11 protein-coding genes are annotated in these 12,740 nt (G+C 62.2%); 4 read left to right on the top strand and 7 right to left on the bottom strand.

The genetic code is table 11. The features are described 5' to 3' along the window. Complete coding sequence (locus ACP7AB_RS05455; RefSeq protein ID WP_425989183.1) at positions 1 to 807, bottom strand: glucose 1-dehydrogenase; 807 nt, start codon at positions 805 to 807, stop codon at positions 1 to 3. Beyond that, a complete protein-coding gene (locus ACP7AB_RS05460; protein ID WP_425989181.1) occupies positions 804 to 2,894 on the bottom strand; it encodes a glycogen debranching N-terminal domain-containing protein in 2,091 nt (696 codons plus the stop codon). Before ACP7AB_RS05460 ends, ACP7AB_RS05455 begins: the two co-directional genes overlap by 4 nt. Positions 2,895 to 3,067: 173 nt before the next feature. Here ACP7AB_RS05460 and ACP7AB_RS05465 point away from each other — a divergent pair, with 173 nt between their 5' ends. After that, on the top strand, positions 3,068 to 3,961 hold the full coding sequence (locus ACP7AB_RS05465) for an SDR family oxidoreductase (protein ID WP_425989179.1): 894 nt from the start codon (positions 3,068 to 3,070) through the stop codon (positions 3,959 to 3,961). A gap of 487 nt (positions 3,962 to 4,448) precedes the next feature. Here ACP7AB_RS05465 and ACP7AB_RS05470 read toward each other — a convergent pair whose 3' ends face one another. Then, the gene (locus ACP7AB_RS05470) at positions 4,449 to 5,246 is read right to left on the bottom strand and encodes an SDR family NAD(P)-dependent oxidoreductase (protein WP_425989177.1); all 798 of its coding nucleotides are present in this window, start codon (positions 5,244 to 5,246) and stop codon (positions 4,449 to 4,451) included. Positions 5,247 to 5,339: 93 nt separating this feature from the next. Here ACP7AB_RS05470 and ACP7AB_RS05475 point away from each other — a divergent pair, with 93 nt between their 5' ends. Continuing rightward, positions 5,340 to 6,320, top strand: a complete 981-nt coding sequence (locus tag ACP7AB_RS05475) for an alpha/beta hydrolase (RefSeq protein ID WP_425989175.1) — start codon at positions 5,340 to 5,342, stop codon at positions 6,318 to 6,320. Positions 6,321 to 6,392: 72 nt separating this feature from the next. After that, positions 6,393 to 7,217 carry an IS5 family transposase gene (locus ACP7AB_RS05480; RefSeq protein ID WP_425989172.1) on the top strand — a complete coding sequence of 275 codons (825 nt, stop codon included), beginning with the start codon at positions 6,393 to 6,395 and terminating at the stop codon, positions 7,215 to 7,217. Between the two features lie 96 nt (positions 7,218 to 7,313). Here ACP7AB_RS05480 and ACP7AB_RS05485 read toward each other — a convergent pair whose 3' ends face one another. Next, positions 7,314 to 7,742, bottom strand: coding sequence for a BLUF domain-containing protein (locus tag ACP7AB_RS05485; RefSeq protein ID WP_425989170.1), 429 nt, complete (start codon positions 7,740 to 7,742; stop codon positions 7,314 to 7,316). Positions 7,743 to 8,262: 520 nt separating this feature from the next. On the opposite strand from ACP7AB_RS05485, the gene ACP7AB_RS05490 reads away from it, so the two are divergent. After that, positions 8,263 to 9,348 carry an alpha/beta hydrolase gene (locus ACP7AB_RS05490; RefSeq protein WP_425989168.1) on the top strand — a complete coding sequence of 362 codons (1,086 nt, stop codon included), beginning with the start codon at positions 8,263 to 8,265 and terminating at the stop codon, positions 9,346 to 9,348. Between the two features lie 36 nt (positions 9,349 to 9,384). Here ACP7AB_RS05490 and ACP7AB_RS05495 read toward each other — a convergent pair whose 3' ends face one another. The 3 genes from ACP7AB_RS05495 to ACP7AB_RS05505 form a co-directional block, all read right to left on the bottom strand. Beyond that, positions 9,385 to 10,143 (bottom strand): IS5 family transposase, encoded by a 759-nt coding sequence (locus ACP7AB_RS05495; protein WP_425989166.1) that lies wholly within the window; start codon positions 10,141 to 10,143, stop codon positions 9,385 to 9,387. A 76-nt stretch (positions 10,144 to 10,219) separates the two neighbouring features. Beyond that, positions 10,220 to 11,166 (bottom strand): IS630 family transposase gene (locus tag ACP7AB_RS05500; RefSeq protein WP_425989164.1). Its coding sequence is split into 2 segments (ribosomal slippage): positions 10,220 to 10,830 and positions 10,830 to 11,166, totalling 948 coding nucleotides; the frame shifts between segments, so codons are not numbered across the junction. Between the two features lie 614 nt (positions 11,167 to 11,780). Further along, positions 11,781 to 12,347 (bottom strand): hypothetical protein, encoded by a 567-nt coding sequence (locus ACP7AB_RS05505; protein WP_425989161.1) that lies wholly within the window; start codon positions 12,345 to 12,347, stop codon positions 11,781 to 11,783. Between the last annotated feature and the right edge of the window lie 393 nt (positions 12,348 to 12,740).

The raw sequence follows: 12,740 nt of genomic DNA on the forward strand, positions 1-12,740 counted from the left end.
TCACCCGCCCTCGCGGAAGTCCGGATAAAGGCTCATGCCGCCGTCGACGAAGAGCGTGGTCCCAACCACATAATCGGCCGCGTCCGAGGCCAGCCACACCGCGCTCTGAGCCACGTCGTCGACTTCTCCGATCCGGCCGTAGGGGATCAGTTTCAGCAGTTTGCGCGCCGCCGCCGGCGTGTCCCAGGCGGCTTTGTTGATTGAGGTCTTGATCGCTCCGGGGGCGATGGCGTTGACGCGGATTTTCTGGTCGGCGAGCTCCTGCGCCATCGTCTCCATCAGCATGCGCACTCCGCCTTTGGCTGCCGCATAGTTGGCGTGACCAGCCCAAGGTATGCGCTGGTGCACCGAGGTGACGAACAGCACCTTGCCGAGCGCCTTGGACCGATTGGGCTCCAGCCCCTGACGCCGGAAGCGCTTCGCTGCCTCCTGAGCGCAGAGGAAGGCTCCGGTCAGATCGAGGTCGATCACCTTGCGCCAGTCCTCCAGCCTCATCTCCAGGAAGGGCGCATCTGCCTGAGCACCGGCGTTGGCGACCAGGATATCCACCCCGCCGAAATGGGCGTCCGCCGCATCGAAAAGACGCTGCACGTCTTTTGGCTTCGAGACGTCTGCCTTGACCGAGACCGCGCGGCCCTCCTTTTCGAGAATCTCTGCCGTCACGGCCTTGCCTGCGTCCGCGTCGCTGTGGTGATTGACCACGACAGCGGCCCCCGCTTCGGCGAAGGCCAGGGCGATGGCCTTGCCGATCCCCGAGCTGGCGCCGCTGACCACGGCTCGCTGACCGGCGAGAGGTTTTTGACTCATGCGCAATCCCGATCGGCGGAGGTGACGGTTCCGGAGACGATGCCCCCTGCGTCGCGCGTCACCCTACATACGAACCTGTGATCGCCGACGGTCAAGCCGCGGATCTCGAGCCTATCGACGCCAGTCGGAAGAGTAGGGCTTTCCATCATTGGTCCCGACGGACCGACGCGCAGGCCAAGCAGTTCTGTCAGGAGGTAGGGCGCCGCACCTGCCGACCAGGCTTGCAACGGCTCGGCGAACGGACACCTTGCCGGAAACAGGCCGGGCTCGCGGTCGAATCCGATGAAGAACTCGGGCAGACGTCCCATGGCGAAATGCTCCGAAACATCGATCATTGTGTCGAAAACGGAGATCGCGTTTTCAGTCAGGCCGTATCTCTTCATGCCCGCCGCAATCAGTGCGTTATCGAAGGGCCAGACGCTGCCCAGATGATAGTTCAGCGGGTTGTAGGCCGCAGCCTCCGCCGACAGGGTACGAATGCCCCAGCCCCCATTCATGTCAGGACGCATCATTCGCTCGGCCGTACGCCTGGCCTTGTCGTCGTCGGCGATGCCTGACCACAGCACCTGACCCGCGTTGGAGCCTACGACGGCCAGTTGACGCCCGCCGGCCTCAAGACCGAGAGCGAAACACCCCTCGGCCTCCATCCAGAAATCCCGGTTGAACCCTTCGCGCAGAGCGGCGGCTGAGGTCTCCAGGTCGGCGGCGGCACCGTCTTCGCCTGCCCGCCGAAACGCATCGGCTATCAGGCGTTGCGCCTGCCAGACGTAACCCTGGACTTCGCTGAGCGCGACCGGCCCTTGCGAAGGACTGCCGTCAGCGCGCGGCACGCCGGTCATCGAATCCTTCCATCCCTGATGGATCACGCCGTCTTCGTTCTGACGATCATAGGTCAGATAGCCGTTCTCGTCGGCGGCGCTGCGAGCCGCCATCCAGGCGAGCGCCGCATCGATGCTGGTCCGGAGTTCGTCGAACAGGTTGTCTGATCCTGACCACTGCGCATGGCGTCCGACCAGGATCAGGAACAGGGGCGTCGCGTCGATCGACAGGTAGCTCGGTCGGTGCGGGACTTCTCCCAGATTGGCCATGGCTCCGACCCGGAGCTCATGCGGCATTTTTCCAGGTTCTTCGCCGGTCTCAGCGACGATCTTCTTACCCTGGTGGCGAGCGAACAGACGCAGCACACCTTCGGCCGGTCGTGGATCAAACGGCAGGCTCTGCAAAGCCGCGATGAGGCTGTCCCGCCCGAAAGGCGCGACGAACCAAGGCAGGCCGCCGGCGATGAACGGCTCCTCCAGCTCGGTCAGCAGCATCCTCAAATCCTTAAACGACCTGTCGAGCAGCCGTTCGAAGAGGACGTTGTTGCTGGTGACTGAAACGCCGTCATAGACGGCTGGAATCGGCGGCTTCGCTCGGGCAGGCGCGTCGACCTCTACGACGAAGAAGCGAATCTCGAGCGCTTCCGTCTGCTGCTGGCCGATCTCCAAATCGAAAGCGATTTGGCGGGCGCTGCCTCGCGCCGTGATTTGGGCGGCGCGATCGAGGACGACCGTGAGGCACCGCTCGACCTCGTCGGCCCCGAGATAGCGAAAGGTCAGTCCGTTGTCCTGCGTCTCGACGGCGCGCAACGGGCCTCTGGCCTTCGCCTCTGCGCCTCGAAGCTCAAAGATGTCCTCGAACAGGGCGTCGATTGTCAGCGCCAGTTCGAACCGGATCGGCTCCAAAGCGAAATTGCGGATCGTGATCCGATCGGCGAGGCATAGGCTTTCGCCCGCGACCCTTCGGTCTAGTCGAAGGGCGAAGCACTGAGGCTCCATCAACTTACCGTCCGTCTGGACGATCCGGTCGTTGGTCAGGTCGTGGGCCGCCTCGGAGCCCCGCGCCGCGCTCGACATCAGCACCAGAGGCTCCCGTCCGCCCAAGGTCAGCTCGTACCGGCTTAGGAAACGGGTATCGCGGTGAAACAGGCCGACGCCGGCATCGCTACCACTCGGTATTCCGCCGTTGGGACAGGTCGCAAGAAACAAGGCGCCATCCTTAATCAGAATGGGCTGGGTGACTTCCGTCATGAAGGGGGCGTCGCTCAAGTCTGGCTCCGGTTTCGCGCAAGCCAAGCTGGCGGAAACCAACAACGCACAAAACCACTCCTCGCTTCACTTCAAAGAAAATCCGGCCGGTGGAAACGTCGGCCCGCACGACGCGTTGAGGCGGACAATCAATCGCCCGCCGTGTGCGATTTGTATCAGCCACAGGATTTTCGATGACCGACCGCCTGACGATGCAGGACCCGCGCGAACAATACGCCAAGCCGCCGTTCCCAAAGCAGCCGCAACCGGTCCCTGGCCTGGCCGCGAAAATGGATCCCCAGCCCGATCACGGCGAGACCAGCTACAAGGGGTCAGGCAGGCTGGCCGGCCGCAAGGCGCTGGTCACAGGTGGAGATTCAGGCATCGGCCGTGCGGCCGCGATCGCCTATGCTCGAGAGGGTGCCGACGTCGCCATAGCCTATCTGCCGGGCGAAATGACCGATGCGCACGATGTCATCGCGTTGATCGAGGCGGAAGGCCGCACGGCGGTCGCGCTTCCCGGCGACATCACCGACGAAAACTGGTGCAAGCAGCTCGTCGCCGCTGCGGTCGCGGGCCTGGGTGGTCTCGACATTTTGGTCATCAACGCTGGCCACCAGCAGGCGCGTGACTCGATCGCCGAGGTGACTTCGAAGGATTTCGACGTCACGATGAAGACCAACCTCTACGCCATGCACTGGATCACCCAGGCTGCCGTGCCGCATTTAAAACCGGGGTCGGCGGTGATCACGACCGCCTCGGTGCAGGCCTATGATCCGTCGGCCAACCTTCTGGATTACGCGACCACCAAGGCCGGGATCGTCGCCTACACCAAGGCGCTTGCCAAACAGCTGATTGAAAAAGGTGTGCGTGCCAATGTCGTGGCTCCGGGTCCGTTCTGGACGGCGCTCCAGGCGAGCGGCGGCCAGCCGCCGGAGAAGGTCATGACGTTCGGCGAGCAGAGTGTTTTCGGTCGGCCCGGCCAGCCAGTCGAGATCGCCCCGGTCTACGTCTTGTTGGCCTCACAAGAAGCCAGTTTCACGACCGGAGAGATTTACGGCGTGACGGGCGGCGCTGGGATCGCCTGACGACCGCCAGAGATGACGGTCGCCTTGTCCGAGCGACATGCCGCAGGTGCGGAACCTCGCGGCGTTGGGCCGGTTCAAATCATATGAGCTTGAAAACCTATTCCGTGACCCTTGAATCCTCCGAGGGCGTCACCCGCGAAGTTAGAGTGCAGTCGCCCACGGACGTCCAAGCCGGAGACGCAGCCATCGCCTTGGCGGAGGATGACGAAGGGATCGTTTCGATCAATGAGATCGAAAACGGGGGTATCGTAGACGCCGGTCCGCCGAAATCTCAGGCCGCCGAGTTAGCTCCTGTGACACCCGGGGCTGCCGCCGCTCCTGAGGCGGGTCTAGCGGAGACCAATGAGTAAGGACAACACACTCGCGTTGGGGCACCGACAGCGCGTGTATGCGCGCGACGCAAAGCGCCGATGCCCCTCCGTGGGCACAGTCTGATGGACATCCGGCATCGGATCGAAAGCACATAACAGCGCATGACGTCCGTCGGTCAGGTGGTCATCACCGACCCGGAATCGACGCGCATGTTTGCGCCGTTTATGAAACTGGCCCGCTCTGAGCAGAGGAAGACAATCATCGCGGCGACCTCTTCGGGTTTACCGCGTCGCTTCAAAACCATTCCGGGACGCTCCTCCTCAAGGAAGGTGTCGACCGCCTCTTCGAAAGTCATATCCTTTTCGTCCGCGCGCTTCTGCATCATCTTGTCGGTCATGGGTGTGGCGATGAAGGCGGGGGAGACGGTGTTTACCAAAACGTTGTCGCAGCCGTAAGCCTTGGACAGACCCTTGGCGAAGTTGATGATGGCGGCTTTCGACGCACAGTAGGCTAGCTCGTCTACATAAGGCTGGACGCCGTCCTCGGACCCAATGAGCACGATACGACCCCATTTCTTCTCGCGCATCGCGGGAATGGCTTCGCGGGCGTTGCGCACGGCTCCCATCAGATTGATGTTTAGCGTGTCGAGCCAGCCTTCATCGTCCACCTGAAGAAAGTCGCCCGTCGCTCCGGTTACGCCAGCAGCGTTGACCAGAATGTCCGGGGCACCTAGCCGCTCGCGGACCTGCACGTGGAGCGCTTTCACGTCGTCGATCTTGATCACATCCGCCTCGACGGCGATGATCTCACCAAGCGCGCTCAGTTCTTTCAGCGTTTGCGCCAGGTCGCCATGTGGCTTGTCACTGATCGCCACCCGCACACCTTCTTCAAGAAGAAGTCGTGCGGTCTCTTTTCCGATCCCGCTGTCTGCACCGGTGACGAGGGCAATCTTGCCCTGGATGTTCAGCTTCATAGCAGGCCTCAATATTTTCGGGAGAGGCAAGAGAAACCGCCGGAGCGCCCGGAGTTCCTGGGAACCGCGAACGCTCGCCTGACTTGGTCATCCATGGCAAGCAAGACCCCATCCCTCATTTCCCCATCGGCACAGGGTGTCCTTGATGACTTGGCTGGTTGGAAGCCGGCCGCGGACGCGTCAGCCGCGGACGAAGTTTGGCTCGCCAGTTTTCGCAGTCAAACGGCAGCACTCGCGCGCTTCAGCGGCGTTGCGGAACGCCTGCATGAGGTTCGCCATGTCTTTGCGGACAGTCCAAATGGGCCTCTTCCCATCCGGATCTACCGCCCGTCGCCCGGTTATTTGCCGGTGCTCCTTCACATCCGCGGCGGCGGCGGAATTGCAGGTTCTCTCGACGCGCATGACGCAGCTCTAAGGGCCTTAGCGAAGACGACCGGGTGGGCGGTTGCAGCCCCCGACTACCGTTTGGCTCCTGAGGCTCCGTTCCCGGCGCAGTTGGACGACAGCGAGGTCGCTCTGCGTTGGCTTGTAAAGCATGGAAGAGAATGGGCTCTCGACGCCGATCGCTTGGTCGTTTCAGGCGACAGCATCGGCGGGACCCTGGCAACCGCGCTCGCGGTAAGGGCCCGGGACGCCCAGATCCCCTTGGCAGGCCAAATCCTGCTATTTCCGAATGTCGACCTCCGCCAGGACGCCCCTTATCACTCTCGCCAGACCGAGAATGGACGGATCATCGAGCAAGTCGATTTGGAACGCCAAATCGACGTCTACCTCAACAGAAGTGCGGATCGGCTAAACCCTGAAGCCTCGCCTTTGCTGCAGCTAGCACCGTCGATTGGGGAACCTATTCTTTTAGTGACCTGTTCTGCCGATCCATTGCGGGATGAGGGCCAGACCTACGGGTGCCAACTCTTAGCTGCTGGCGCAAGGTTGCACGAGGAGTGTTTAGAGGGCGCACTCCACGCGGTCCTGCAGATGCGGGGACGGGTGAAGGAGGCCGACACCCTATTCGAAAGGATCAGCCATTGGCTGTTTGATGTCGGGGGACCCGCAGCGCCATGCCTAAGAGGCTGACCGGAAATGAAGTTGGGTGAAATCAGTCGTTTGTGATTCTGTTGAAGGTGCGAGCCATCAACGGATATCGACATGTGGACTGAGATCACCCGGCGTAAGCATGCCCGAAAGGGGCTGCGCTATTCAAGCGATCTGACGGATGCGGAATGGGTGGTGCTGGAGCCGTTGCTGCCGGCGCGGTCTCGTCTGGGGCGTCCGGCGAAATGGTCGTTGCGGACGATCACTAACGCGCTGCTGTATATTCTGCGCAGCGGTCAGCCCTGGCGGATGCTGCCGGGGGACTTTCCTCCGATGACGACGGTGCAGGGGTATTTCTACGCCTGGCGCGACACCGGGGTGTGGAGCACGATCAATCACCTGCTGCTGATGGAGTGCCGCGAGGCTGTTGGGCGCGAGGCCTCGCCCAGCGCCGGGGTGATCGACAGCCAGAGCGTCAAGACCACGGAAAGCGGCGGCCCAACGGGCTATGACGCGGGCAAGAAGATCCGCCGACGCAGGAAGCGTCACATCCTGACCGATACCAGCGGTCTGCTGGTGGCCGCGCGGGTCCATACGGCCGACATCCAAAACCGCGACGGCGCGCCTGACGTCCTGACCTCGATCCGCTCCGGCTTCCCGTGGCTGCGCCACGTCTTCGCCGACGGCGGCTATGCCGGCGACAAACTCCGGACAGCGCTCAAGAGCCACGGCGACTGGACGATCGAGGTCATCAGGCGATCCGACACCGCCAAGGGGTTCGTGCTGCTACCGCGACGCTGGGTCGTGGAGCGCACATTCGCCTGGCTCGGTCGAAACCGACGCCTGGCCAAGGACTTCGAAAAAACCATCGACAGCTCAACCACCTGGCTACTCATGGCCTCGGTTCAGCTCATGACCCGACGACTCGCAAACCCCTGAACATGTTCAGAAACATTATGAGTCAGACTCTAAGCAAGCTCGGGGCTTTTCACGGATTGGTCTTTCAGGCGGCGCACGACGCACCAGTCGAGAAGGTCAATAAATTTGCCCTGCGACAAACCGGTGTTCAGCCCTGCTCATCAGGTCCAATAGGATCGCCGTGACTTGCGCCCCGCTTCCATTCTCGGTGATGATCCGGAACGACTGTCGGCTTAGCGGAGTAGGATCAGGGCGGGCCATGCTCCATTTTTTGAAAAGCCGGGCCTGAATTAATCTTTCCCCTAGAATGGTAATGTTCTCATGACGGCTGTCGGCCCGGACGCGTTTCATGAGCAGGTCCACCTCACCCCTGTCTCCCTCGACAACCTGGACGAACTTTCCATCAGGTAGAGCAAGTGCGCCGGAGATTCGGTTACGCTTGTTGTTGCGGATCGACGCGTTGAATATTGCGTCCAGACCTGACACGTCGTCATGAGAAATACAGGAGTCGCTCCTGTAAACCAACCGGATCAGGTTCTTTTGCATCAAAAGGGATTTCCCCGGGGCTCGAAGCCCTCGCCGTGGAAACACCGCACTGTTTCAAATGATCCCGGTCGTCAGGCGAACATCGAAACATTGCTCTTGCGGAAGGGACGAAAGGAGTTCGTTAACCACCCCTCGCCGACTTTCAGCGCGTCCGCTTTTGGCTTGTCCGGGGGGTCCACTTTCCGGCTCGCTGGTCAAGACCGATCCCGACCGAGGCTGTGTAAAAACTCCTGGCCGTCGGCCCGTTTTGCGAAGCTGGACGATTGACGCCGCCGGTTTTGGCCTCCGTGATGCTCCGAAAAGTCTCTGCCGGAGGATTATGCAGCCAACTGAAAGTCCTGCCAGAGTTTTTACACAGCCTCGACCCATAGCGGACCTTTGTCGTCGGCCAATCGGTCATTTGGGCAACGATGCTGAGGACGTCGGACTTGCGGCTGCGATCATAGCTCAACCTTAGCCATTTGGAACAACGCTGATCTCTCTTCGCTCTGCTTGCGCCGGGGTTAAACAGGACAGTAACATGAAGACGAACCGCATCGCCGCCTTGACGGCATCCGTCGCGCTCGCGGCTACACTGGCTGCGTGCGCAGGAATGGACGGGATGATGGGTGGCGGCTCGGTCGCAAGTGCCTCGATGGGCATGAGCGGACGTCCGGACGCAGATATGCAAGCCGTGCTCGATGCACACGCCGCCCTTGGGGCTCGACCAATCGAAACCCTGTCCGTGGCCCAGGCGCGCACCCAGCCCACGCCAGCTGACGCGGTGCGTCGGGTCAAGGAAATGCGCGGCATGTCGACTGCGCCCGATCCTACGGTTTCGGTGCAGAACCTCACCTACCCGGCTGGCGCGGGGTCGCAGCCGGTAAGGATTTACAGGCCGGCCGGTGCCGTCGGCACCAACCTGCCGGTCGTCGTCTACTACCACGGCGGCGGTTGGGTCATTGCGGACCTCGACGTCTACGACGCCACCCCACGCTCCATGGCCCGAAACATGAACGCCATCGTTGTGTCGGTCGAGTATCGCAAGGGGCCAGAGATGAGGGTCCCGGCGGCGCACGACGACGCCAACGCGGCGTGGCGGTGGGTTATGGCCAACGCAGCGTCATGGGGCGGCGACCCCATGAATATGGCAGTGGCTGGCGAAAGCGCGGGCGGCAATCTGGCAATGAACGTAGCCATCGCCGCGCGCGACAACGGCTGGACGCAGCCCAAGGCAATTCTCGCCGTCTACCCCATCGCTAACGCAAGCACGACCCTCCGTTCCAAGGTCGAGAACACAATGAGCCTGCCGCTGCGCACGACCACGCTGGACTGGTTTGGCCGCTACGCCCTTCCCTCCGCGGACTTCGCTCAGGACCCACGCTTCAATCTTGTCGCAGCCGATCTGCGAGGCCTCCCGCCAGTAATCATCGTCAACGCAGACATTGATCCTCTGCGCGACGACGGAGCGACGCTGGAGACCGCGCTGGAGGCGGCGGGCGTCAGCGTAGAGCGAAGAAATTGGGAAGGCGCGACGCACGAATTCTTTTCGATGGCTGACGTGGTCAGGGATGCTTACGACGCCCAGCAATGGTCCTTCCAACGTCTCCGCGGCGCATTGCGTTAGGGCCTGCTGGGTATCGAGATTTGCTAGGCTCAGGACTCATAGCCAGAAGAGCACGGTCGTTGCGAGGGCGATGGCGGACAGGAAGACGGTCGGGCATCGATCGTAGCGGGTGGCGACGCGCCGCCAGTCTTTGAGCCTGCCGAACATGATTTCTATGCGATTTCGACTTTTGTACCGGCGCTTGTCGTAACGGATAGGCTCGGTCCGGGATTTCCGACCGGGGATGCAGGGCGTGATGCCCTTGGCCTGCAAGGCCTCCCTGAACCAGTCCGCGTCATAGCTCCGGTCGCCCAGCAGCCATTGCGCCCTGGGCAGGCTGTCCAGCAAGGCTGCGGCACCGATGTAATCGCTGACACGGCCTGCTGTCATGAACAGGCTGATCGGGCGTCCGTTCGCATCAGTCACGGCAAAAAGCTTGGTGTTCATGCCGCCCTTGGTGCGTCCAATCAGCCGCCCAAGACCCCCTTTTTTAACCCCCAGGCTCGAAACCGTGCGGTGCGCTTTGAGATAGGTCGCGTCGATCATGACGGTGCGCCGTTCGGACTGGGCGCCAGACAGCCGCTGCATCATCCTGATGAAGACGCCGGTCTCGCTCCATCGCTTCCAGCGATTGTACAACGTCTTGTGTGGGCCATAGACCGGCGGCGCGTCACGCCAGCGCAGCCCGTTGCGATTCACGAAGATGATCCCGCTCAGTACCCGACGATCATCCACCCTCGGCCTGCCGTGGCTCTTCGGAAAGTGCGGCCTGAGCCGCTCCATCTGCTCGTCCGTCAGCCAATAAAGGTCGCTCATATCCAGACTCCCCGCAGAGCCTGAATCAGATCGAGCGCATCACATCAATGGGTCCTGAGCCTAGAGCATTTTCCGATCAGTCTGCATCGTAGCCTGCGGCGGCGAAGTAGTTTGCGCATTCCAGCGGCGAGTAGGTCTGGATGATCCGGGCGATGGCGTCCCAGAGCTGGTCGATGGATCTGGCGGCGGCCTTTCTCAGCATCGCCTTGAGCTTGGCGAAGGCGTTCTCGATCGGATTGAGGTCGGGGCTGTAGGGCGGCAGGAACAGCAGCCGTGCGCCGACGGCCTCGATCGCATCCCTGATGGGCGTGCTCTTCTGGGCGGCGAGGTTGTCCATGATCACGACGTCGCCGGGCTTCAGGGTCGGGGCCAGCATCTGGTGGACATAGGCCAGGAACCAGGCCCCGTTCATCGGGCCGTCGATCACCATCGGGGCGGTCATGCCGCTCAGCCGCAGGGCGCCGACGAAGGTGGTGGTCTTCCAGTGACCGTGGGGCACGCTGCACCTCAGCCTCTGGCCGCGCGGCGCACGCCCGTGGCGGCGGGCCATCTTGGTGGAGGCTCCAGTCTCATCGATGAAGACGAGCCGTTTGGGATCGAGGTCGAGCTGGCTGTCGAACCATGCTTGTCTCCGGATCAGGACGTCGGGACGGCTCTGCTCGTCCGCGTGCGCCGACTTTTTTTGAGCGTGATCCGGCGGCGCACGAAGAACCGCCACAGGCTCGACAGGCTGGTCGCCACGCCCTGCTCCGCCAGCGCCGCCCGAAGCTCGGCCAAGGTGATGTCGCTCTTGCGCTCGACCAGGCTCAGGATCAGGTCGGCATGGCCTTCGATCCGCCCAGAGCGACGATCCCCGCCCAGAGGCCCCGGCCGCACGTCGCCCTGTCTGCGGACCCGCGAGCGCCAGCGGATTGCGCTCGCCGCGCTGACCCCGAACCGCGCCGCCGCCTGACGGCACGACATCCCGCTATCAATCGCGGCGATCACACGATCCCGCAGATCCACCGAAAGCGCCTTGCTCATTCATGCTGGCCTCCGCCTCCAGCAGGAATGTTGAATCAGAACCCGGCTCCCTTGGGAATCCCCGGAGATTCAATCAGGTCGCAAAGTGCTCTAGGCTCCCAAGCACGCCGCATCGCGAACACCCATACCCGAGACACGCCGGACCCGTGAGAGGTCGCGATCGGCATGCATTAAGGCGGCTGATCGCCGCGGCCGTCATTCTCTTCGGTGGAGCGGGTCTCTGGATCGTCCTGAGCGGCACCGGAGACCTGCGGGGTCGGCCATCCGTCGAACCGCTGTCGGACCTCGCCGTGATCGAGGCGACCCAGTCGTGCTCGCGACACACGACTGAGGATGGCTCGAGCGCCGGGGAGCGGGATCGCGCGCCTGTCTGCCTTTACTGGCCGTCCGGCTAGATCAAATTCCAGTGGTTTCAGCTTCGAACACCGCAACGTGTATCTGCTCATGGAGCTTCTGGTGCCCTCCGGAACACCCACTTCCGAGAATGTCGCTTATGCGCAAATGAGGTCAACGACGCAGCGTACGGCTGGTGCGATGGCAAGCGCCTGAGTCGGACGACGGGGGCCTGCATCAGGCGTGAGGCCTCGGCCTGACAGATATCGACAAGAAGGATGTTAATCCACGGGGCCCTTGGCAAACGCCCGGTCGAGAAAGTCGGCGACCTTTTTCCATTCAGCGCCAGCCCGCCCGCCCGTCACCGCCTTGGCTTTGACTTCCTGAAGGAGGAGCTCACGGTCCAGATACGCCGCCGTTTTGCCATACTCAACTTGGCGCGGGCCACTCTCGGCCGCACGACGCTGCAGCTCCTTCAGAGAGCAATCTCCCTTCAGCCGGTTCGCCTTGTCGCTGATAACGCGCACGTTCGTTGGGATGTATCCTTTTGATGGAACGATCCGGTCCAAGGACGGCGAGTTGGCAGAGCGCTTTGGGCCGACGGCCACTGGAATGCCGAGGACTGGGCACCACTCCGGCACCGAGACTGACCCTTTCGGAAGGTTAAAATGCACGCCCAGGCGCATCGCGCGGCGGCGCGCGCGTTCCCAGATAGCGTCGGATGGGCGTTCGCGGGTCCGTCGACGCAAGTAACCGCGCATATAGGCAGCGTTGCACTCTTTGCATGTCGAGCGGTGGCGCGGCTCGCCGTGGATGGGGCAGCTGATAGATTTACGGACGGGAGACATGTAGGTTATCCTGGTTGATCCCGACCTAGAATTGCAAAGTAATGTTTTTAAATCAAGTTTAATTATTATGATCGCTCGAAACCATCCGACAGGTCATCCTACCGGTGCCCAGTTGCGCGCCGCTCGCGCGCTCGTCAAAATCACGGTGGCATCGCTCGCAGCCCGATCCGGCTTGGCACAGGGCACAATCAACAGGGCCGAGTCGGTCGACGGCATGGCGCCCGTGAACTCTGCGAACGCTCTTCTTATGGTACGAATACTCGAGGACGCGGGGGTTATATTTCTTGATGCTAACGCGAGCCTAGGCCCTGGAGTGCGGCTGTCGCAGCCCAAATCTGAGTGAACCGGGGTGCCGTCGACGCCCGCAAACGATGGTGGCCGGGTATTATCTAC

The organism is Brevundimonas sp. TWP3-1-2b1, from assembly GCF_049896165.1.
Lineage (GTDB): Bacteria > Pseudomonadota > Alphaproteobacteria > Caulobacterales > Caulobacteraceae > Brevundimonas > Brevundimonas subvibrioides_B.

What these genes read in the sequence shown, in the direction of transcription:
- ACP7AB_RS05455 (WP_425989183.1), bottom strand. Translation starts at nt 807, where the DNA reads ATGAGTCAAAAACCTCTCGCCGGTCAGCGAGCCGTGGTCAGCGGCGCC.
- ACP7AB_RS05465 (WP_425989179.1), top strand. Translation starts at nt 3,068, where the DNA reads ATGACCGACCGCCTGACGATGCAGGACCCGCGCGAACAATACGCCAAG.
- ACP7AB_RS05470 (WP_425989177.1), bottom strand. Translation starts at nt 5,246, where the DNA reads ATGAAGCTGAACATCCAGGGCAAGATTGCCCTCGTCACCGGTGCAGAC.
- ACP7AB_RS05475 (WP_425989175.1), top strand. Translation starts at nt 5,340, where the DNA reads ATGGCAAGCAAGACCCCATCCCTCATTTCCCCATCGGCACAGGGTGTC.
- ACP7AB_RS05480 (WP_425989172.1), top strand. Translation starts at nt 6,393, where the DNA reads ATGTGGACTGAGATCACCCGGCGTAAGCATGCCCGAAAGGGGCTGCGC.
- ACP7AB_RS05485 (WP_425989170.1), bottom strand. Translation starts at nt 7,742, where the DNA reads ATGCAAAAGAACCTGATCCGGTTGGTTTACAGGAGCGACTCCTGTATT.
- ACP7AB_RS05490 (WP_425989168.1), top strand. Translation starts at nt 8,263, where the DNA reads ATGAAGACGAACCGCATCGCCGCCTTGACGGCATCCGTCGCGCTCGCG.
- ACP7AB_RS05495 (WP_425989166.1), bottom strand. Translation starts at nt 10,143, where the DNA reads ATGAGCGACCTTTATTGGCTGACGGACGAGCAGATGGAGCGGCTCAGG.
- ACP7AB_RS05505 (WP_425989161.1), bottom strand. Translation starts at nt 12,347, where the DNA reads ATGTCTCCCGTCCGTAAATCTATCAGCTGCCCCATCCACGGCGAGCCG.